General features: G+C 33.7%; 17 protein-coding genes, 1 tRNA gene and 1 riboswitch. Of the genes, 12 read left to right on the forward strand and 6 right to left on the reverse strand.

Going from position 1 to position 22,536, the window contains the following annotated elements; translation table 11 throughout:
• Positions 1-6: 6 nt before the first annotated feature.
• Entirely contained in the window at positions 7-2,877 is a 2,871-nt protein-coding gene (locus BKM63_RS08030) for an alpha-amylase family glycosyl hydrolase (RefSeq protein WP_071636089.1), read from the forward strand.
• Between the two features lie 115 nt (positions 2,878-2,992).
• Here the strand turns inward: BKM63_RS08030 and BKM63_RS08035 are convergent, their stop codons facing one another.
• Positions 2,993-3,220, reverse strand: a complete 228-nt coding sequence (locus BKM63_RS08035; RefSeq protein WP_071636090.1) for a DUF6814 family protein — start codon at positions 3,218-3,220, stop codon at positions 2,993-2,995.
• An 11-nt stretch (positions 3,221-3,231) separates the two neighbouring features.
• Entirely contained in the window at positions 3,232-4,728 is a 1,497-nt protein-coding gene (locus tag BKM63_RS08040) for an MFS transporter (RefSeq protein WP_071636091.1), read from the reverse strand.
• Between the two features lie 241 nt (positions 4,729-4,969).
• Positions 4,970-5,164, forward strand: a riboswitch (cobalamin riboswitch).
• A gap of 334 nt (positions 5,165-5,498) precedes the next feature.
• Between BKM63_RS08040 and BKM63_RS08045 the strand changes: the two genes are divergently transcribed.
• Positions 5,499-6,818, forward strand: coding sequence for a DUF5074 domain-containing protein (locus BKM63_RS08045; RefSeq protein ID WP_071636092.1), 1,320 nt, complete (start codon positions 5,499-5,501; stop codon positions 6,816-6,818).
• A 334-nt stretch (positions 6,819-7,152) separates the two neighbouring features.
• Here the strand turns inward: BKM63_RS08045 and BKM63_RS08050 are convergent, their stop codons facing one another.
• Positions 7,153-7,440: a GIY-YIG nuclease family protein gene (locus BKM63_RS08050; protein WP_071636093.1), complete on the reverse strand. Its 288-nt coding sequence runs from the start codon at positions 7,438-7,440 to the stop codon at positions 7,153-7,155.
• 48 nt (positions 7,441-7,488) lie between these two features.
• A tRNA-Phe gene (locus BKM63_RS08055) sits at positions 7,489-7,564 on the reverse strand.
• 104 nt (positions 7,565-7,668) lie between these two features.
• Between BKM63_RS08055 and BKM63_RS08060 the strand changes: the two genes are divergently transcribed.
• From BKM63_RS08060 to BKM63_RS08090, 7 genes are all read left to right on the forward strand, one after another.
• Positions 7,669-8,403 (forward strand): type III pantothenate kinase, encoded by a 735-nt coding sequence (locus BKM63_RS08060; protein ID WP_071636322.1) that lies wholly within the window; start codon positions 7,669-7,671, stop codon positions 8,401-8,403.
• Positions 8,396-9,625: a hypothetical protein gene (locus tag BKM63_RS08065; RefSeq protein WP_071636094.1), complete on the forward strand. Its 1,230-nt coding sequence runs from the start codon at positions 8,396-8,398 to the stop codon at positions 9,623-9,625. The genes BKM63_RS08060 and BKM63_RS08065 overlap by 8 nt, the downstream gene beginning before the upstream one ends.
• A 52-nt stretch (positions 9,626-9,677) precedes the next feature.
• Entirely contained in the window at positions 9,678-10,235 is a 558-nt protein-coding gene (gene lptC / locus BKM63_RS08070) for an LPS export ABC transporter periplasmic protein LptC (RefSeq protein WP_071636095.1), read from the forward strand.
• A 2-nt stretch (positions 10,236-10,237) separates the two neighbouring features.
• The gene (locus tag BKM63_RS08075; protein WP_071636096.1) at positions 10,238-10,429 is read left to right on the forward strand and encodes a hypothetical protein; all 192 of its coding nucleotides are present in this window, start codon (positions 10,238-10,240) and stop codon (positions 10,427-10,429) included.
• A 5-nt stretch (positions 10,430-10,434) separates the two neighbouring features.
• Complete coding sequence (locus BKM63_RS08080; protein WP_071636097.1) at positions 10,435-11,694, forward strand: hemolysin family protein; 1,260 nt, start codon at positions 10,435-10,437, stop codon at positions 11,692-11,694.
• A 109-nt stretch (positions 11,695-11,803) separates the two neighbouring features.
• Positions 11,804-13,903: a peptidylprolyl isomerase gene (locus tag BKM63_RS08085; RefSeq protein ID WP_071636098.1), complete on the forward strand. Its 2,100-nt coding sequence runs from the start codon at positions 11,804-11,806 to the stop codon at positions 13,901-13,903.
• Positions 13,904-14,193: 290 nt separating this feature from the next.
• Positions 14,194-14,628, forward strand: coding sequence for a hypothetical protein (locus BKM63_RS08090; RefSeq protein WP_242661116.1), 435 nt, complete (start codon positions 14,194-14,196; stop codon positions 14,626-14,628).
• A 20-nt stretch (positions 14,629-14,648) separates the two neighbouring features.
• Here BKM63_RS08090 and BKM63_RS08095 read toward each other — a convergent pair whose 3' ends face one another.
• Together BKM63_RS08095 and BKM63_RS08100 are read right to left on the reverse strand one after the other, a co-directional pair.
• Positions 14,649-15,563 (reverse strand): GYDIA family GHMP kinase, encoded by a 915-nt coding sequence (locus tag BKM63_RS08095; RefSeq protein WP_071636100.1) that lies wholly within the window; start codon positions 15,561-15,563, stop codon positions 14,649-14,651.
• A gap of 92 nt (positions 15,564-15,655) precedes the next feature.
• The gene (locus BKM63_RS08100; RefSeq protein ID WP_071636101.1) at positions 15,656-16,969 is read right to left on the reverse strand and encodes a hydroxymethylglutaryl-CoA reductase, degradative; all 1,314 of its coding nucleotides are present in this window, start codon (positions 16,967-16,969) and stop codon (positions 15,656-15,658) included.
• A 180-nt stretch (positions 16,970-17,149) separates the two neighbouring features.
• On the opposite strand from BKM63_RS08100, the gene BKM63_RS08105 reads away from it, so the two are divergent.
• Genes BKM63_RS08105 through BKM63_RS08115 form a run of 3 tightly spaced genes read left to right on the forward strand, consistent with a single transcriptional unit; the run spans position 17,150 to position 22,520 of the window.
• Positions 17,150-19,321 carry a S9 family peptidase gene (locus BKM63_RS08105; RefSeq protein ID WP_071636102.1) on the forward strand — a complete coding sequence of 724 codons (2,172 nt, stop codon included), beginning with the start codon at positions 17,150-17,152 and terminating at the stop codon, positions 19,319-19,321.
• Between the two features lie 36 nt (positions 19,322-19,357).
• Complete coding sequence (locus BKM63_RS08110; protein ID WP_071636103.1) at positions 19,358-21,034, forward strand: peptide MFS transporter; 1,677 nt, start codon at positions 19,358-19,360, stop codon at positions 21,032-21,034.
• Position 21,035: 1 nt separating this feature from the next.
• Positions 21,036-22,520: a peptide MFS transporter gene (locus tag BKM63_RS08115; protein ID WP_071636323.1), complete on the forward strand. Its 1,485-nt coding sequence runs from the start codon at positions 21,036-21,038 to the stop codon at positions 22,518-22,520.
• The last annotated feature ends 16 nt before the right edge of the window (positions 22,521-22,536 follow it).

Here is a 22,536-nt window from a genome sequence, read left to right on the forward strand (position 1 = left end):
AACATTATGAAAAAAACTTTACTATCAATATTTTTATTGATGGCAGTAACGTCTTTTGCTCAAACTCAAACCGTTACTTATTCAATAAATCCATCAACTTTTGAAGAAAATACACCAATTACAATTACTATTAATGGTAGTATTGATGAGGGGAAGTGGGGAATTACAGATCATTCCTTGTATCTGTGGGCTTGGGCTTTTGATACCAATGATACTACTCAAAAAGGAACTCCAAATAATGGTTCTTGGGATGCTTCAAGTGAAGCGAGCAAGTTTACCTATAACCCAGGTACCGATACTTATACCAAAACAATTACACCAACAATCTATTACAATACAACAGGAATTGGAAAAATTGGTTTTTTGGTAAAAGCCAAAAACGGAAATGGCGATAAAAAATCACAAGATATTTTGGTAGAAGTAGGCTCATTTCAAGTCTCTTTAACCTCACCAATAGAAAACAGTGCTTCAATTATAGCATCTGGGTCTAATTTTAATATTACGGCCACTAATACAAACGGAACAGCAAGTTATTCTTTAAAAGCAAACGGAACCGTTATTAATACAAACACAAGTACCGCAAGCTATTCTTATTCTCATGTAGGGATTACAAATAATCAGAGTTACGAATTGAGTGTTACTCAGGGCGCAACGACAATTGTAAAAAAGTTTTCGGTTATAGTAAATCCAAATACAATTTCTGAAGCGATGCCTGCAGGTTTAGTTGATGGAATCAATTATAACCCGGCTGATTTCTCAAAAGCAACTTTGGTTTTGGATGCACCTTTAAAAGATTTTGTGTACGTTGCGGGAAGTTTCAACAATTGGCAGCCAACTTCGGCGTATGCCATGAAAAAAGACCCGGCTTCGGGAAAATTTTGGTTAGAATTAAACGGATTAGTTTCGGGACTCAATAATACGTATCAATATTGGGTTGTAGATGCAACACCCCTTGCTAATTCTCCATCTTTGGTAAAAACTGCCGATCCTTATTCGACTTTGGTTTTATCTCCTTATGATGATCCGTCAATTCCTTCAGCTTCTTATCCAAATCTGCCAGCTTATCCGGCAGGACAGCAATTTGAAGTAACAGTTCTTAAAACAGGACAGGCTCCATACAACTGGCAGGTAACAAATTTTACAAAACCAGAAAAAGAAAAATTAGTGGTTTATGAAGTTTTAGTCCGTGATTTTGATGCGGCTAGAAATTACCAAAGCTTAATTGATAAGATCGATTATTTTAAAAATCTTAAAATAAATGCGATCGAATTGATGCCGGTAATGGAATTTGAAGGCAATGAAAGCTGGGGTTACAATACCTCATTTCATATGGCTTTGGATAAATTTTATGGCACATCAGATAAATTAAAAGAATTAATCGATATATGTCATCAAAATGGAATTGCCGTTATTTTGGATGTGGCATTAAATCACGCTTTTGGAAGAAATCCTATGGTAAGAATGTGGATGAATGATCCTGACGGAGATGGTTTTGGTTCGCCAACAGCAGAGAATCCATATTTTAATACCGTTGCAAAACATACTTACAGCGTAGGAGAAGATTTTAATCATCAATCGGCGAGAACACAATATTATGTAGAACGTGTAATTAAACAATGGATTCAGGAATATAAAATTGATGGTTTCCGCTGGGATTTAACAAAAGGTTTTACACAGTCTTGTACGGCTTCTGATGAAGCTTGTACCAATGCATATCAGCAGGATAGAGTGGATATTTTAAAGAAATATGCTGATTATTCCTGGAGTTTAGATCCTTCACATTATACTATTTTTGAACATTTAGGAACTGAAAATGAAGAGAAACAATGGGCAGATTATAAAATTTCTGAAACACCAAGCAAAGGAATCATGATGTGGGGAAAAATGACAAAAGAATACAATCAGCTTTCAATGGGATATGCCACAGAGAGTAATATTTCGAAAATGTCAAGCGCTAATCGTGGTTTTGCAGCAAATCGTTTAATAGGTTATGCCGAAAGTCATGACGAAGAACGTTTGATGTATAAAAATGTACAATACGGAGCTGTAAATGGAACTTATAATGTAAAGACATTAAATACGGCTTTGTCAAGAATGTCTGCAATTGGAGCAGTTTCGCTATTGATTCCGGGACCAAAAATGATTTGGCATTTTGGAGAATTAGGATGGGAGAGTTCTATTTTTACTTGTAACGATAATTCAGTAAATACAGATTCAGATGCTGCTGGCGGAGATTGTAAATTAGACACAAAACCACAGCCGCAATGGGTAAATAATTGGTTAGGAAATTCAAATCGTAATAAAATTTATAACGATTGGGCTAAAATGATTACACTTAAAAAAACAGAACCTGTTTTTTCCGGTACTTCTACAATTCCAAATGCTAATTCATTAACAGTAAACATTAAAATAACAAATGCAAGTTTGACTTCGGCACAATTAAAAGATGTTTTGATTCTGGCCAATTTTGATGTTACGGCTCAAAATGTGGCAACCGGTTTTCCTTACGCAGGAACCTGGTATAATTTAATGGATAACACGACCATAAATGTTACGGATATAAACGCTCCAATAAATTTAACTCCGGGAGAATATAGAATTTATGGAAATAAAACGGCAAATCTGGCGATTGAAGATTTTGAAAAAGGAAGTACAGTGAATTTGTATCCGAATCCCGTTTCAAACTATTTTACTTTAAATACGGCTGCTGTAAAAGTTCAGATTTTTTCAGTTTCCGGGCAGTTGGTTAAAAGTTTTGCTTCAAATGGAAATGTTGATTTTCAATTTGGCGTGAGCGAATTACAAACAGGGTTATATATTGTAAAAGCTTCAGATGAAAATGACAAAACCCAAGTAATGAAGTTCATCAAAAAATAAAGGCTGAAAATATATCGCTGACAGATTAAAAATTTGGTTTGGTTAGTAATGTGAAAGGGCTGTTCTATTGAAAAATAGACAGCCCTTTTCTGGTTTAGTTGTTTATTGTTTTTGTTTATTTCTTTTTATCGTTGTACTCTCCAATTAGAGCAAAATAACCAAATGTTCCTAAACCCAAAACAATAAGCGGTGTTAGAATAAAAAGAATAATAATGCCAAAGACTAAATCATCTTGCTGATCTGATAATAATTTAGGTAAGCCAAATTCAAACACGCAAAAGTAAGCAGCGGCAACTGCTAAAATAACCCATAAAATGCCTAAAGCCTGTTTGATTGTATTCATGTTGTTAAATATTAAAGATGATTAATTTTATTCTTATTGTCTATATAAATCATTCCAATTACAAAACAGATCGAAGCGATAATAATAGGATACCAAAGTCCGTCGAGATAAAAATCGGTTTTTCCGGCGGCCTTTGAATGCGTTACAAAGTACGTTGAAATCGCCGGCAGTAAACCTCCAAAAATACCATTTCCAACATGATAAGGAAGTGACATCGAGGTGTATCTGATTTTAGTTGGAAACATTTCAACTAAAAATGCTGCAATTGGGCCATACACCATCGTAACAAACAAAACCTGAATGAAAACTAAAAAAATTAAAGTCCATTCGTCTCCGGAATTGATATTTATAGTAATACTGCTTTGAGATTTTTTCTTATCAGCAAAATCTGTTTTCTTTTCGATATACGAAGTTCCATCCGTATAGGTTTTTGAAATGGTAGTAATTATGTCATTATTTTGGGTTCTTTCAACATTTTGAGAGGTTTGCTCTACAATTTCTGTCTTATAGCTCACATCAGTTGTGTTATACATCATCTTATATATAGGTCTGTAGAATAAAATAGCCAGCAGCATTCCGGACATCATAATGTATTTTCGGCCAACTTTATCGCTCAGCCATCCAAAAACAATAAAAAAAGGAGTTCCTATTAATAATGCAATTCCGAGCAAACTGTCTACTTGCGAAGAATCAATATTCATAACCGTTTTCATAAAACTCATCGCATAGAATTGTCCTGTATACCAAACTACTCCCTGCCCCATTGTGGCCCCAAACAGAGCCAGCAACACAAATTTTAAATTATAGCGATTTCCAAAACTTTCTTTTAACGGGTTTGTACTTGTCGTTCCTTCTTTTTTTGCTTTTGCAAATACAGGCGATTCGTCCATATTTTTTCTAATTAAATACGAAACCCCAACCATTACAATAGAAACCCAAAAAGGGACGCGCCATCCCCAGGAATCAAAAGCTTCGGCCGAAAGCACATTTTTAGTAGCCAGAATTACCATTAAAGAAATAAACAAACCCACGGTTGCCGTGGTCTGAATCCAGGATGTCCAGTATCCTTTTTGGCCAACGGGAGCGTGTTCTGCCACGTATGTAGCCGCGCCTCCATATTCACCGCCAAGAGCGAGTCCTTGCAGTAAGCGCAAAATCAAAACTAATAAGGGTGCCATAAAACCAATCGTTTCATAACTGGGAATACATCCTATCAAAAAAGTAGAACCTCCCATTAATAATAAAGTAGCCATGAAAGTATATTTTCGGCCAATAATATCTCCAAGCCTTCCAAAGAACAAAGCGCCAAAAGGGCGAACTACAAACCCTGCAGCAAAAGTGGCCAGAGTCGATAAGAATGCTGCGGTTGGATTGTCGCTAGGGAAAAATTTGGTTGAAATTACGACTGCTAAACTCCCAAATATGTAGAAGTCATACCATTCAATCATGGTGCCCATAGAAGAGGCTGATATTACTTTCCAAATGCCTTTAGTAGAAGTTTTGCTCATAAAACGCTCTGTGTTTTTGATAATAAATAAAAATGTAAAATACGATTTTACGAATATATAAGATATTTTTTTATTTAGTTGATACTTTTTTAACAAAAACAATTTAATTGTTGACTTTACATTTCTTTGATTGCCCAGTACTTTATAATTTCAAAAAAGTAGAGATTAAAAATGAGAAGAAAGTCTTTAAAATAAAGAAGTATTGCATTCTTAAGAAAGAAAGCAGTAGTTTTGCAGCTCAAAATTTAAAACAGAAAATGGTTGTCATTATTGAATAAATATTGACATTAAAAGGGAATTTGGTGTAACTCCAAAACTGTCCCGCAGCTGTAAGCTCATTAACTGAAACCCTTTAATACGTCACTTTTCATTTTTTGAAAGGGAAGGCTGGGTGTAGGGAGCAAGTCAGAAGACCTGCCATTTTTATAGTAATAAATAGCTTTCGGGGATTGAAGCTTGAATTAAAACCAATACTTTTTCACTCTGTGTGACAATAGTATTGTTTGGTTATTCTATTCTCGTAAGCCAAAAAAGAGTTTATGAGATTTTTTTTCTGCAAATATGATATCGTAAAAACAATTTTCTGCTGGAAGTTTTTCTTTTCGATTCATACCGTTTTTTCATTAAAAAAAATCATTAAAACGTATCGTTGTACAAGATGTTTGCTTTTTTAAACAAAAGCAGACAGAAGTTTATTTTATAGAACTTTTGTTAAATGCAAACTGTATATCGGCTAAAGGTTTAAGTAATATAATTTTAAATATTTAATAATGAAAAACCAATTTTTTTCCAAGCAGTTACTCGCAGTTGCTTCTCTAATGATGTTAACAGTTTCATGTAATAATGATGATGATTTTACAGCGCCTCCGGTGATAAAAGGCGAACAACAGTTAAAAGATACTTTAACCATTGGAAAAACACTGCAATTAAGTTCAAAATTAGCAGACAGAAATAATGTTTCCTTTGAATGGGCAGTAGACGGAAAAGTAGTAGGATCTGATTCTACTTATGTATTTAAACCAGAAACAAGAGGAGATTTTAAAGTTACAATGACGGCTAAAAATGGTGGTGGAAATGTTTCTTTAACATACGATATTCATACATATGGAGCTTATGAAAACGGTTTTTTCATGATCAACGAAGGCTGGTTTGGACACGGAACAGGAACAGTAGGATTTTATAGATATGATACAAAAGCAATAGAAGACAGTGTTTTTGTAAAAGTAAATCCGGATAAAGATTTAAAACCAGAATCGTCAACATTAGAGTTCGGAACGATCATTAACAAAAAGCTGTTTTTAGTTTCTAAAGTTGGCGGACCTGTTGTCGTGGCAGATGCATATTCGCTTAAAGAAGAAAAAAGAATCCCGGCTCAAGGAGGAAATGATTGGCGTGCAGTAGTAGGTGTTGATGAAAATCAGGCATTATTAACTTCTGGTAAAGGAATATTTAAGCTTAATTTGAGTACAATGGCATTAAATGGTCAAATCGAAGGCGTTACAGGTCAGGTAGGAGATATTGTTAAAGCCGGAGGCTACATTTTCGCATTGTCAGCTTCAAAAGGAGTTATTGTCATTAATGCTTCAACATTAGCGGTAGAAAAAACGATCTCTGGTATGGTTCTGGGCTTTGCAGTTACCGATGATAAAAAAGTATGGGCAGCGGGAGGAAAAAATCTTATTAGTATAGATTCAAATACGCTTGAGGTAAAAGAAATTCCGTTAGGTTTTCAAGCTAATGGAAGCTGGGGAGCTTGGCATCCGGGGTCTATTACAGCGGCTAGAAATGATGTTTTTATAGCTAAAAATGGAAGTTGGAGCGGAGGTAAGGAAGTTTATAAGTATAATGGTACCGCAGGATCGTTAACAGCACCTTTCATTACATTGACAAACTCAAATATTTTATATGGTGCAGGAATTGGATACGATCGCAAGAAAAATACTTTGGTTGTGAATACAGTAAATGAAGGATTTGGTGAAAATTTCGCAATCAATAATCTATATTTATTTAATGCTGAATCCGGTGTTAAAACAGGAACGATAAGTTTCTCAGGATATTACTTCCCAGCGGTTTCAGTATTTCATCAATAGTTTTTTGTTTTTTAACCGCAAAGAGCGCTAAGATTTTTATAAAAACAGTGCTTTCACAAAACGCAAAGTTCGCAAAGCTTTATCAATATAAAGCCTTGCGAACTTTTTTTAGCCACAGATTACACAGATTAAAATGATTTTTAAAATCTGTTTAATCTGTGGGCTATTTTTTTTTCTTTGTGTGCCTTTGCGTAAATCTTTGTGTTCTTTGCGGTAAAAAAAAACGGAGATTAGATTTTTTATAGGAAAGTATTAAAAACAAAAAACCCGAATATTGCTATTCGGGTTTTGGTGGTACCTCCAGTCCCGAGGCTTCGGGAGAACCCGGGACACATTATAATTTTCTTTTAGATAAAATATCTTTTAAAATAGACGGATCTGATATGATTTTATGATTAAAAACTTTGCTTTTCATTCTTTTAATGAAACTCTCAAGATATTTAGCTTCGTTTTTATCCTTACAGTTGAAAGTTAAAACTACTTCCCAATCTTCCGCAATTTTGGTAAAAGAATTGGAATAGAAATGATTTTGATGTTTTAAAATTCGCTCATCTATATTGTTTGTTTCTCCAATATAGAATTTTTGCGAAGACTTAGACTGCAGAATGTATAAATAATGCATTTGTAAAAAATATATTAAAAAAAAACCCGAATATTGCTATTCGGGTTTTGGTGGTACCTCCAGGGATCGAACCAGGGACACATGGATTTTCAGTCCATTGCTCTACCATCTGAGCTAAGGTACCGTCTTGTGCTCAATGCGGGTGCAAAGATAGAATCATTTTCCGTTTATCCAAAACATTTTTTAAAAAAAATCTATTCGTATCTTCGCAGAAACAAAAAAGTAAAAATGATTTTAACTGTTGATGTTGGAAACACGAGAATTAAAGCAGCTGTCTTTGAGGGAAGTACTGTTCTGGAGAATTTCATTTTTGAAAAGAATCAGCTCGAAGAAAAAATTAAAAAAATTTTAGAAAAATTTCAAAATTGCTCAGATTTGGTTGTCGCTTCGGTTGGAAACATCGAAAAACAATCTTTTTTGACTTTCGAAAAGCAGTTAAGCGTTCATTTTTTTACGCATGAAGATGTTTTTCCTTTTCATAATAAATATGCAACGCCAAAAACATTAGGAATTGACCGTATGATTTTGGCGGCAGGAGCCACTTTGCAGTTTCCTAAGCAAAATAGATTAGTAATAGATGCCGGAACTTGCATAACCTACGATTTTATCGACGAAAATGATAATTATCTGGGCGGAGCGATTTCTCCCGGACTTAGGCTGCGTTACGAATCACTGCATCATTACACGGCCAGACTGCCTTTGCTGACTTTTGAAACACCTGACTCTTATATTGGGAACTCAACTGCACAGGCGATTCACTCTGGTGTTGTAAATGGCTTCGTCTATGAGATTGACGGTTTTATCGATGAATATCGCGCAAACTTTTCAAATTTTATAATAATTTTAACGGGAGGTGATGCAGATTTTTTGGCTAAACGATTAAAAAATACCATATTTGCCAATTCAAATTTCCTTCTGGAGAGTTTGAACCAAACATTTCAATATAAAATCGAAAATGATTAAAAAAATTATAATAGGCGCTTGTTTGCTTATATCGTTCGTTTCTTTTGCTCAGCAAGGTACTGCATCTCCTTATTCTTTTTATGGAATTGGTGATATAAAATTTAAAGGTACACAAGAGTTTAGATCTATGGCAGGCGTTGCAGTTGAGCAGGATAGTATTCACTTGAATATTGATAATCCATCAAGTTATGCCAGTTTGATTCAGACTACTTTTACTGTTGGAGCAACTTTTGGAACTTCCACATTAAAAACAGATGTAGAATCTGCAAAAGCACAAAGAACAACTTTCGATTATTTAGCAGTTGGAATTCCAATTGGTAAATTTGGAGCATCGTTTGGATTAGTTCCGTTATCATCTGTAGGATATAAAATTCTTAGTGATAATACTGCAACTGAGGGAGCAGTAAGCTCTCAGTTAAGCGGACAAGGAGGTATAAATAAAGTATATTTTGGTTTAGCCTATAAAATTAAACCAAACTGGAATATTGGAGCGGATATACAATACAATTTCGGAAAAATTACAACAACAAGTTTAGAGGCTGTTACAGGTGTTCAAAATACTACTCAGGAAGTAAATATTTCTACTTTATCAGGTGTTAATTTTGATATTGGTACTATGTACGAGGCAAAACTTTACAAAAAAGTAAATTTATTTACCAGTTTGAGTTATGCTTTTAAAAGTGATTTAAATTCAGACAGCACAAGAGAAATCACAGTGAGCGGTGATCCGGATCCTTACACGTATGCGCCTGAATCACAAAAATTAAAACTTCCAAGCAAATTAACTATTGGCGTAGGTATTGGTGAAGCAAGAAAATGGCTTGTAGGTACTACATTGGCTTTTCAGGGAGAAGGTCAGCTGACGAATTATTACAACTCAACTCAAAACGTACGATACGAGAAATATGCTAAATATGCTGTTGGAGGTTATTATATTCCAAATTACACTTCGTTTACCAGCTACTTAAGCAGAGTGACATATCGTGCCGGTTTAAAATATGAGAAAATTGGTTTAATCGTTAACAACGAATCGATAAATGATGTAGGAATGAGTTTAGGAGCGGGAATCCCAATTCCGGGCTATTTCTCAAACTTGAATATTGGAGTTGAATTTGGTAAAAGAGGAACGGTATCTTCAAACTTAGTTCAGGAAAACTATGTAAACTTTAGTGTAGGATTCTCTTTCAATGACAAATGGTTTGTGAAGAGTAAATTCAACTAAACATAAAAATTTATGTTTTTATAAGCTCATTACAATTTATTACATTTGGCAAATGAATTTACCAAAGAAATATATTATAAACGTTGTCACAGTTATTGCTGTGACACTGTTTTTTGGATGCGAAAGTAATTTTAAAGAAGTTCAGAAAATTAACTTCTCTGAGTTTGTTCCGGGAAGTGATGCTGATACTGTAAATATTAAATATACAGATTCAGGAAAAATAACCGGAATTTTGATTAGTCCAAAAATGCTGGATTATTCCAATCTCGATTTTCCTTTTACAGAATTCCCAAAAGGAATTGATGTTACTTTATATGATAAAAAACAAAAGCGTACTTTTATAAAAGCAAACTATGCTGTTTCATATAAACCTACGCAGATAATCGATTTGCAGGGAAAAGTAAAGATAACATCTGAAGCTGGACAGGTTTTAGAAACCGAACAAATGTTTTTTGATCAAAAAAATGAGTGGTTCTACACCGAAAGGAAATTTAAACTTACAGATGCTAAGGGGGTTTCTTTTGGTCAGGGAATTGATTTTAGTAAAGATTTTAAAGTGATCAATTCGCAGCGAATAAGCGGTGAGTTTGAATCAGACGAAGAATTATAATTATGGGTTATTTAAAATACACACAATACGTTTATATCTTATTTGCAGTTTACTTTATTTACGATGGAGTAGTAAAGTTAAATGAAAATAACGAGGGTTATCCTTTAAGTTTTGTTATTGCCGGAATGGCAATTTTTATGTTTTTCTTCAGGAGAAGATTTCTTAATAAGTATAACGACCGAAATAAAAAATAATAAAAATGGAAATTAGTATTATAATACTATGTTTAATACTATCAGCCTTTTTTTCAGGAATGGAAATTGCCTTTATTTCCTCAAACAAAATTTATCTTGGAATTGAGAAAAAACAAGATAATTTTCTGTCTCAAATTTTAACCAAACTTACCGAAAACCCTTCAAAGTTTATTGCATCAATGCTTATTGGAAACAATGTAGCGCTTGTTATTTATGGCTTTTATATGGGAGATGTTGTCCTTAAATGGATAATTGGTTTTGGATTTCAGTTTTCAGATTTAACGACAATTTTGGTTCAAACTCTAATTTCAACTTTTATAGTTTTAATTACAGCCGAATTTTTTCCAAAAGTGTTTTTTCAAATTTACGCCAATTCCTTAATTAAGATTTTTGCAGTTCCTGCTTACCTGTTTTACAGGCTTTTTTATTATATCTCGACATTTTTTATCTGGATATCTGATTTTATCTTAAGAAAATTTTTCAAAACAGAAGGGGATCAGGTACAATTATACTTTAGCAAAATCGAGCTTGGGAACTATATTACGGAACAAATGAATTCTGTTGAAGATGATGATGAAGTCGACTCTGAAATTCAGATTTTTCAAAATGCATTAGAATTTTCAGGTGTAAAGGCACGCGATATCATGACACCGAGAACAGAACTTGTTGCAATAGATTTGTTTGAAAGTGTTTCAGACTTAAAAGATCTTTTTGTTGAAACCGGATATTCTAAAATTGTAGTAAGCCAGAATTCGCTTGATGACATTGTGGGTTATGTGCATTCATTTGATTTGTTTAAAAAGCCCAAAACAATCAAATCGGTTTTAATGACCGTTGAGTTTGTGCCGGAAACTATCCTGATAAAAGATGCTTTGAATATTTTGATAAAAAAGCGAAAAAATGTAGCCGTGGTTTTAGATGAATATGGAGGTACTTCGGGAATTATTACTATCGAAGACATTGTTGAAGAGCTTTTTGGAGAAATTGAAGACGAGCACGATCTGGACGAAGAATTGATAGAACAGGATTTAGGAGATGGTAAGTATTTGTTTTCTACTCGATTAGATGTTGAGTATTTAAACGAAACCTATAAACTTATGATTCCGGAAGAAGATTCGTACGGAACGTTAGGAGGTTTTATTGTAAATTCGACCAAAGAAATTCCGCAAAAAGGCGATAAGATTGTCATTGACAGGTTTCATTTCAAGATAGAACAAGCGTCAAATAAGAAAATTGAATTGGTCAAAATGACGATAAAAGAGTAAATTTTTTAATAATTAAAAAAAATTGTGTAAAATAAAACACTAGTTGTATTGTTATTAACTAGATAATTGTATTTTCGCAAACTGAATATAAAATTAACGATAATTAGAAATGGCAGTTTTAGCAAAAATTAGACAGCGTTCCGCTTTATTGATAGGAGTTATTGCACTTGCATTATTTGCATTTATAATACAAGATCTATTTACTAGAGGAACATTTGGTCAAAGTTCAAAAGATGTAGGAAGCATCGATGGAAAAGATATTTCATTTGAAGACTTTAGAGTTAAAGTTAGTAATCTTGAAAAAAGTGGTCAAGGAATTACTTCCACTGAAGCTGCAAACAGAGTTTGGGATCAAGAAGTTTCAATCGCTTTATTATCAACTCAGTTTGATAAATTAGGATTGAGAGTTGGTGAAAAACACTTACTTGAAGTTTTAAAATCAGATCCAAATATTGGTAAAAACCCTATGTTTTTAAACGCAGCAGGAATGTTTGATGTAGTTAAATTTAAAGACTACTTCAAAGCAAACCCTGAAGCAGCTCAATATATTTCTGAAAAAGAAAAAGATGCTGAATTAAATGCGAAATTTCAAATTTACAATACTTTAGTAAAATCTGGACTTTACACAACTGCTAGTGAAGGAAAGCTGAAATATGAAATGGAAGCTAACAAAGTAAACTTTGCTTACGCTGGAGCATTATACTCTTCTATTAAAGATAGTGAAGTAAAAATTTCTGATTCAGATATCGTAGATTATATGAAGAAAAACGAGAAAAAATTCAAAGCGGATGCAACTCGTGAAATTCAATACGTTTTAGTTGAAGACAAAGCTTCAAAAGAAGATGAGGCTGAAATTAAAGCTAAAATGACAGCTCTTCTATCTGGAAGTGTTGTTTACAATGCAAAAACAGGGAAAAACGATACATTGCCAGGTTTTAGAAACGCAACTAACATTGCTGAATTTGTAAATGCAAATTCTGATGTTCCTTACGATTCTACTTATGTGGCTAAAAACAGTCTTCCGGCAGTAGATGCTGATAAATTATTCAGCTTACCGGCAGGATCAATTTACGGGCCTTATGTTTATGGAAGATATTATGCTATCTCTAAATCTTTAGGATTTAAAGCTGGTGTGAATGCAAAAGCAAGTCATATCTTAATTGGTTACGAAGGTTCTCAAACTCCAAACCAAAAAGAAAAGAGAACTAAAGAAGAAGCTAAAGCTAAAGCAGAAGAAATTCTGGCTCAGGTTCAGGCAAATCCTGATAGTTTCATGATGCTGGCTTTTACAAGCTCTGATGATTCATCTGCACAACAAGGTGGTGATTTAGGATATTTTGGTCAAGGCCAAATGGTAAAACCATTCAATGATTTTGTATTCAGTAATGCAATTGGAAAAATTGGTTTAGTAGAAACTCCTTTCGGTTTCCACATTATCAAAGTTACAGATAAACAAGACGGAATTCGTTTAGCTACAATTGCTCAAAAAATTGAGCCATCTGAAGCTACTTCTGATAAAGTATTTACATTGGCAACTAAATTTGAAATGGAAGCTGCTGATAAAGACTTTGCTGCTACAGCAAAAGAATTAGGTTTAAAAGTTGCGGGTCCTATATCTGCAAAAGCTATGGACGAACAATTCGGACCATTAGGAAACCAAAGAAACATCATCAGATGGGCATTTGATAAAGAAACAAATACAGGAGATGTAAAACGTTTTGAATTAGCTAATATTGGTCACGTAATTGCTCAATACAAAAGCGAAAACAAATCTGGTTTAGTTTCTGTTACTATGGCAAGACCTTATGTTGAGCCAATCTTGAAAAACAAGAAAAAAGCTGAAATTTTAAAAGCTAAAATGACAGGTTCAAGTATTGAAGCTATTGCTAAAAGTGCTGGTGTCGCTGTACAACAAGCAGCAAACGTAACTTTAGAAAATCCTGTTTTACCTGGAGGAGTTGGACAAGAGCCAAAAGTGGTAGGTAATGCATTTGCTTTAGCTGCGAATAAACTTTCTGCTCCAATTGAAGGAAACACTGGAGTTTATGTAGTAAAAAATATCAGTACTGTAAAAGCTCCTGCTCTTGCAAATCATGCTGAGTATGTTGCTAAAGTAAAATCTCAAAGTGCATCTGATGCAAACAGAATTTTACCAGCGTTGAAAAACAATGCTAAAATTGAAGACAATAGATTGCAATTTAACTACTAGTTTTTAGTAAAATAAAATTATAAAAAACCCGAAACGTTCAGTTGAATGTTTCGGGTTTTCTTTGTTTAAATACTAACTAAATGTTTTGTAGTAAATATTGTATGTCATTTCCTTAACTATATGGGAATTATGGAAATATAATCTCAAAAATTTGTGATTTTCAAATTATTACAGTTAATTTGTCGAAATTTTTATTTTAACAAATGTAAAATTTTAACTATTAATGTTAAATAAAGATTGTGGGCAAATGATGAAAAAATACTTTAATATTCAAGCATTTAATGTTTTATATGTTTAGTTTTTTAAGAAGAAAACCTAAAGTGTATTCTAAAATTGAAAATCACATTTTTGGAATAATTACGGAACTTTTAAAAGTTAGCAGTACTGACATCAATGTTGATGAATTAGGCGGTAAATATTATTTAAGCAATGAAGAACAGCATTTTAAAGTTACTATTTTGAGTAACGATTATGTGATCAGGCTTACTAATACCCGTGACTCAGTGGCTGAAAAGTACGATAAGGTTTTTGTTGAAGATGTTTTAAGGGCTGTAAAAGAAGAAAAACACCGCAGAATGGAACTGGTGTACGATTCTATTACTAATAGTATAGAAAAAATGGCCGAACGTTTACACAATACACTGATTGAATCTAATGAGCAGGAGAATGAAAAAGTGCGTCATTTAGAAGCAAAACACATGGCTGATCAAAAGGTAAATTACTGATTCTACTTTGGGATAAAATATTATTCTTGCAAAATCATTTCATCATAAGAAAGAATTGTTTCATATCCTTTTGAAACAAAATAATCCCTTGGATTTTCTTTTGAAATTACCATTACAAAATCTCCTCCCCAGGCTCCTAGACTTTTAATGGTGCCGCTAAAATCAGGAAAAGCAATTTCTTTAATGGTTTCGATTTCAAGAATATTACTCAAATGAATTTCGTGTTTTTCGACTGCATAAGCAAACTGTTTTAACGTTTTAGCATTCAAAATTTCATTTGTGATTTTATTATTATCAATAACACTTTTGCTTAAGTTTTGATCTTTGTGTCTATTGTAAGCATGTATTGCAGCTTTACTATTTTGTTTTTTATTTAGATAAACAAAGTAGATGTTTTGAGTAAAATCCGGGTTGAATTCTACTGCTTGAACGCTGTTGTTTTCTACCTTATATATAATGGGAGTGTTATTTTGAGCGCAGGCAATGTCATAACCGCTGCCACCAAAGCTGTTTTTAAGAAGCGTGAAGGCATTAATTTTTGTCCATTGTGCAATATTGTTAATCAACGTCGATGATGTGCCTAATCCCCATTTTCTTGGAAAGGTTAGGTTTGTTGTAATTTTATATCCTTTTGATTTTTGAATAAAATCAGGATTTAAAATATAAGCTTCATGCAGAATGGTAATCAGGGTTGTTTTTACAGTTTCGACCTCAAAAGCCGGATTTGTTTTAACGTCATCAAATGAAATGCTGTCTTCAAACCAAAGATGTTTGTCATAGTCGTAGCTTTTCCAATCGATTGTATTGTTTTCTCCCTTTTCAACAATTAAATCCTGACCAAACTTTGTTGGCAGTGCAAATGCATCTGCACCGTCTAAAACTAAATATTCTCCAGAAATTAATAATTTTCCGTTACTGTAAAAACTTGCTGCCATACGTATTTTTTAGCCCCGATAGAAGTGGAAATCCTTTAGCTTTTTTCTTTAAAAAGCTAAAGATTGCAACGAATAGCGGGATTAGCTTCTAATTATTTTCTTAAACTTTCAATAAATTCTACTACAGCGCTGTGGGTTACTGCCGTTTTTTTGAAATGACTTTTGATTAACTGACGCTCTTCATCTGTGGCTTCAAATTGATTGATGATATTGTTTAGGTGCATTTTCATGTGGCCTTCCTGAATTCCGGTTGTAGTTAAAGAGCGTAAGGCAGCAAAATTTTGTGCCAAACCTGCAACTGCCGTAATTTCCATTAATTCTTTTGCAGACGGTTTTTCCAGCATTTCCAGACATAATTTTACCAATGGGTGCAAAGAAGTCAATCCGCCCACGGTTCCTAAAGCCAGTGGAATTTCCAGCCAGAATGTAAAGATTCCGTTTTCTATTTTTGCATGGGATAAACTTGCATATTGACCGTTTTTTGAAGCGTAAGCATGAACTCCTGCCTCTACAGCTCTAAAGTCATTTCCTGTTGCCAGGACTACGGCATCTACACCATTCATGATACCTTTGTTGTGTGTTACGGCTCTAAAAGGTTCAATTTCGGCAATTTGAACGGCCTGAACAAAACGCTCCGCAAAATCTTGCGGATTTTGTATGTGTTTTTCAGCTAAATCTTCAATTGGACATGAAACCTCGGCTCTTACAAGACAGTTGGGGACATAATTTGATAAGATACTCATTATTACAGTCAAAGTGTCTTCATCAGAAAATAAATCAGAATGCTGAAATTCTTCTTTTAAAGTCGTGGCAAACTGTTCCAGACATGAATTGATAAAATTAGCGCCCATGCTGTCTTTGGTTTCAAAAGTGGCATGAAGCTGATAGTAATTTTCGAGTAAATTTCGTTTGTCTTTTAAGTGAATATCCAATATTCCGCCGCCACGTTCCTGCATGTTTTTTGTAATGCTTTGTGTGTCAGAGAAAAATTTTGGTTTTATCTCTTGAAAGAAGGATTGTAATTTTTCGGCATCACCATTAAAAGTAAAATGAACCTGTCCAATTTTTTCGGTATCAATTATGGTTGCTTTAAAGCCGCCGCGCGCAGCCCAAAATTTTGCCGCTTTTGATGCTGCTGCCACAACTGAACTTTCTTCAATTGCCATTGGAATCGTTTTGTACTTTCCGTTGATTAAAAAATTAGGGGCAACTCCAAGTGGAATATATAAATTGGTAATCGTATTTTCGATAAATTCATCATGCAGCTGTTGAAGCTTTTCGTCTGAATTCCAGTAATTTCTTATAATATTTAAAGCCTCTTCGGGAGTCGAAAAATATTCATTGGCGATCCAGTTTATTTTTTCTTTTTTGGATAATTTAGAAAATCCGGCAACAGCGTTGTTCATTCTCAATATATTAAATAATAATGTTGCGGCAAAGATACTATTTTAAGAGTTTTGTTTGCAATGTATTTCGAACATGAAAATACGCAATCGTTATTTTTTTTAACATTTAACACTTAAAATGTGTATTATGTTTATTTTTTTTACTAAAATTGGGCTCTTTTTATATTTAAAATAATTCTAATGAATACAAGTAAAATTACTGTAGTACTTTTATTTATAGTTGCGGCAGTTTTTGGGCAGCAAAAAATAACGGTTGAAAATATTTATGGCGGGGCATTTCGCGCAAAAGGAATGGATGAGCTGCAATCCTTAAAAAATACAAATCAATATACAGTTTTAAATGTTGACCAGGCAAGCAGAAGTATGCAGATTGATTTATACGATTTTGCAACCCTAAAAAAAGTGTCGAACCTTATTGATACTAAAAACCATAAAGAACTTTCAGTTGGAATTAAAAGCTATACTTTTGATGCTGCAGAAAAAAAGATCTTAATTGCTTGTAATTCTAAACAAATCTTCCGTCACTCTTTTACAGCAGATTATTTTTTATACGATATTGCTTCAAAATCATTAACAAAACTGGTCGATTTTCAAATTCAGGAGCCAACTTTTTCTCCTGATGGAACAAAAATCGCTTATGCACAAGAGAACAATTTATATGTTTACGATGTAGCTTCAAAAAAATCTACAGCAGTTACCACAGATGGAAAGAAAAATGCGGTTATAAATGGTATTACAGACTGGGTTTATGAAGAAGAATTTGCTTTTGTACGGGCATTTGACTGGAGTAAAGACAGCAAAAAATTAGCTTTTATTCGTTTTGACGAAAGTCAGGTTCCTGAGTTTTCTATGTCAATGTTTCACAAGGATTTATATCCAACAATCGAAACTTTCAAATATCCTAAAGCAGGAGAGAAAAATTCGGTAGTTTCATTACATATTTATGATGTCACAGGAAATGCTTCTAAAAAAGTTGATTTAGGAAATTATAATGACTTCTATATTGCAAGAATGCAGTGGACAAATGATAATAATACCTTGTCAGCTCAGGTTTTAAACCGCCATCAGGATAATCTTGATTTACTTTTTGTTGACGGAACTACGGCGGCTGCAAAAGTGGTTTTAAATGAAAAAGACAAAGCTTATGTTGATGTTACAGATAATTTGACTTTCTTAAAAGATAACAGCTTTATCTGGACAAGTGAAAAAGACGGTTTCAATCATATTTATTTATATGATAAAACCGGAAAACTTAAAAATCAGGTTACAAAAGGAAACTGGGAAGTGGTTTCGTACTACGGTTTAGATGAAAAAACAAAAACTATTTTCTACCAGTCTACAGAAAATGGTTCTATCAACAGAGATATTTACAGAATTGGTTTAGACGGAAAAAACAAAACCCGTTTAACAACAAAAGTTGGAACAAGTGCAGCGACTTTCAGTCCTAACTTTCAATATTTTATTACGACTTTCTCTAGCAATTTAGTGCCAACTACTTATACTTTGAATGAGGCTAAAACCGGAAAAGAAATTCAGGTTATCGAAAACAATCAGGAGCTTGCCGATAAATTAAAAATATACAATCTTCCTGCTAAAGAATTTTTCGTTCTAAAAACAGCTAAAGGAAACGAACTGAATGCATGGATTTTAAAACCGAAAGATTTTGATCCGTCTAAAAAATATCCTGTTTTCATGTATCAATATTCTGGTCCGGGATCGCAGCAGGTAAATAACGATTGGAATAATTCTGATGATTATTGGTTTGCCTCTCTTACGCAGCAAGGTTACATCGTGGCTTGTGTTGACGGAAGAGGAACTGGTTTTAAGGGTGCTGATTTCAAAAAAGTAACTCAAAAAGAATTAGGAAAATACGAAGTACAAGATCAAATCGATGCTGCAAAAGTAATTGGCGCATATCCGTATGTTGATGCTTCAAGAATTGGAATTTTCGGATGGAGTTATGGAGGTTTTATGGCTTCTAACTGTATTTTTCAAGGAAATGACGTATTTAAAATGGCAATCGCTGTTGCGCCGGTTACAAACTGGAGATTTTATGACAGTGTTTACACCGAAAGATACATGCAGACTCCTCAGGAAAATGCAAGCGGCTACGACCAAAACTCTCCAATAAATCACGTTGATAAATTAAAAGGTAAGTTTTTATTGATTCACGGTTCTGGCGATGACAACGTTCACGTTCAAAACTCAATGCAAATGATGGAAGCCTTAATTCAGGCTAATAAGCAATTCGATTCTCAAATATATCCAGATAAAAACCACGGTATTTTTGGTGGTAAAACGAGAATTCAGCTTTATAATAAAATGACTAACTTTATCAAAGAAAATTTATAATATAACTTTATCAAAATCAAATAAATAGTGAATAATATGAAAGAAACTCAAGTAAAAACTGCGCATCCAAAAGGGCTTTGGGTATTGTTTGGAACAGAAATGTGGGAGCGATTCAATTTTTATGGAATGCGAGCTTTATTAACTTTATTTCTTGTGAATTCATTATTGATGAAGGAAGAAGAAGCGTCTTTAATTTATGGAGGTTTCCTTGGACTTTGTTATCTGACGCCAATGTTGGGAGGGTTCATCGCCGATCGTTTTTTAGGAAACAGAAATTGTATCTTATTAGGTGGTTTATTAATGGCAATTGGACAAATGCTGTTGTTTACAAGTGGAAGTATTTTTGAGTCTAATTTGAGTTTAGCTAAAATCATCATGTACTCTGCATTGGGAGTAATTGTTTTTGGTAACGGATTCTTCAAACCAAATATTTCCAGTATGGTTGGAAGTTTATATCCTAAACAAGAAAAAACAAAATTAGATAGTGCTTTTACTATTTTCTATATGGGAATTAATATTGGGGCTTTCTTAGGCCAGTCTATTTGTCCATTGTTAGGAGATGTGAAAGATGCTGGCGGTATTAGAGATATTCACGCTTTTAGATGGGGATTCATGGCTGCTTCTGTAGCAATGTTATTAGGAACAATTCTTTTTTACTTTTTGAAAAACAAATACGTGGTATCTCCGGAAGGAAAACCATTAGGAGGTTTGCCATCTAAAAACGATGCTTCTGATTTTGAAGAAGGAGAGGCACAAAAAGCTAATTTTTCTAATAAAGCTTTAACCATTGCAGGAATCGCATTTATTGGGTTAGGATTATTTTTCCATTATGTTGTAGGTCAGAATTTGATTTATACTTTAATTTATTCAAGTGGTTTATCATTGGCCGGATTAATCATTTCAGATACTTCTTTAACTAAAATAGAAAGAGACAGAATTATTGTAATTTATATCGTTTCGTTCTTTATTATTTTCTTCTGGGCCGCTTTTGAGCAGGCAGGTTCGTCATTAACATTTATTGCCGATAACCAGACAGATAGAAATTTCTTTGGATGGCAGATGCCTCCGTCGATGGTTCAGATCTTTAACGGTCTATTTGTGGTAATATTAGCAGTGCCTTTCAGTATACTTTGGGATACTTTAAGAGCGAAAGACAAAGAGCCGATTTCTCCGGTAAAATTAGCGGTAGGATTAGTAGTTATTTCGATAAGTTTCTTTATGATTGCTACACAGGTTTCTTATATAGGAACTTCAGGGCAGTTATTAGTAAAATGGCTTATCTTGTTATATTTCTTAAATACATGTGCTGAGTTGTGTTTATCTCCAATTGGTTTGTCGTTGGTAGGTAAATTATCTCCAAAACGTTTCGCATCATTATTATACGGAGTATTTTTCTTGTCTAATGCTTCTGGTTATGCTTTAGGAGGAACTTTAGGTTCGATCTTGCCTGCAACGGGTGATAAATTTAAAAAAGCAAAAGAACTGGGAATTGATCTTCAGGCAGTTTTAGATAACAAAATAGTGCCAACTGCAGAACAGTTGTCTTTATTAGAAAAACATCAAATTAGTGCACACAACCACTTTTTTGCCGGATTCGAAATACACAATTTATATGAGTTTTTTATGGTATTTGTAGTTCTTACAGGTATTGCAGCAATTATCTTATTTGCTTTGACTCCATTCTTGAAAAAAATGATGCATGGCGTTAGATAATATGGAAAGTAAAATAACTTTAGAAGAAATTCAAAATTTTAAAGGCAAGTACCCAAAACAATTGTGGTACTTGTTTTTGGTTGAAATGTGGGAGCGTTTTTGTTTCTACGGAATGCGTGGTGTTTTAGCTTTTTTTATGGTAGACCAGTTAGGGCTGCTGGAAGGAAAAGCAAATCTTCAATATGGAGCAATTCAAGCTTTTGTTTATGCTTTTACATTTATTGGGGGAATTTTTGCAGATAAAATTTTAGGATTTAAGAAATCACTTCTCTTTGGAGGAATTGTAATGATTTTGGGGAACTTGCTGATTGCGGCTTCACCACATGATTTCTTTTATTACGGAATAACACTTTCTATTATTGGAACAGGTTTTTTTAAGCCGAATGTATCTTCAATGGTAGGGGAGTTGTATCATGAAAATGATGGACGCCGAGATGCAGGTTACGGACTGTTTTACGCGGGAATTAATATTGGAGGAATGCTTGGTGGAGCGATACCAATTTATTTAGGAAAGAACTATTCGTGGAGTCTGTGTTTTCTTTCTGCGGCAATTGTTATGATAATTGGAGTTGTGACTTTCCTTTTAACAAAAAAACATTTAGCGCCAATTGGAAATTCTCCATTAGAAAATCATACACCTAAAAAACGTAATCTTTACGAGACAGCTGTTTATGTAGGTTCTTTTGTTGTAATACCATTAGTGTATATTATGGTTATCAACTCTGATTTTACAGAATATTTCATGTACACAATTGGAATTGCTGCAGTAGGGTATTTTTTATATGAGTTGATACAAATAAAAGATTCTAAGCAGCAGCGCAAACTTTTGGCAGCATTTGTATTTATTTTTGGATACTTTATGTTTATGGCTATTTCAGAGCAATCCGGAGGTTCGTTGTCTTTGTTTGCCAAAGATAATTTGACTAACAAATTGTTGTTTTTTAATATTGATCCAAACGTGGTAAATAATAGTATAAATTCACTTTATGTTATTATTTTTAGTCCGCTAGTTGGGTTGCTGTGGATATTTATGTTCAAGCGAAAAATTGAGCCAAATACAGTTATCAAGTTTGGTTTGTCTTTTATATTGCTGGCTGCAGGTTTCTTTATTTTTTACAGTGCCAGATTTTTTGTAGATGCAAACGGATTAAGTTCTCTAGATGTCTTTGCTTTAGGATATCTTTTGTATACTCTTGGAGAATTGTGTATTGGGCCAATCGGAATGTCTGTAATTACAAAATTATCTCCTAAACGATTATTCGGGATGATGATGGGATTATGGTTCTTATCGAGTGCGTTCGGACAGTTTGCCGCCGGAAAATTAGGAGCTGAAATGTCTAACGCTAATACAGGAACAACTTTAATGTCTAAACTGATTGCTTATACAGATGGATATTATCAATTAGCATTGTATTCCTTGATTGCTGGTGTCGTTTTGATTGTTGCAACTCCGTTAATTAAAAAATTAATGCAGGAAGTAAAATAACAACTGCTTATGAATT

It is taken from the genome of Flavobacterium johnsoniae (assembly GCF_001879205.1).
GTDB classification, from domain to species: domain Bacteria; phylum Bacteroidota; class Bacteroidia; order Flavobacteriales; family Flavobacteriaceae; genus Flavobacterium; species Flavobacterium johnsoniae_A.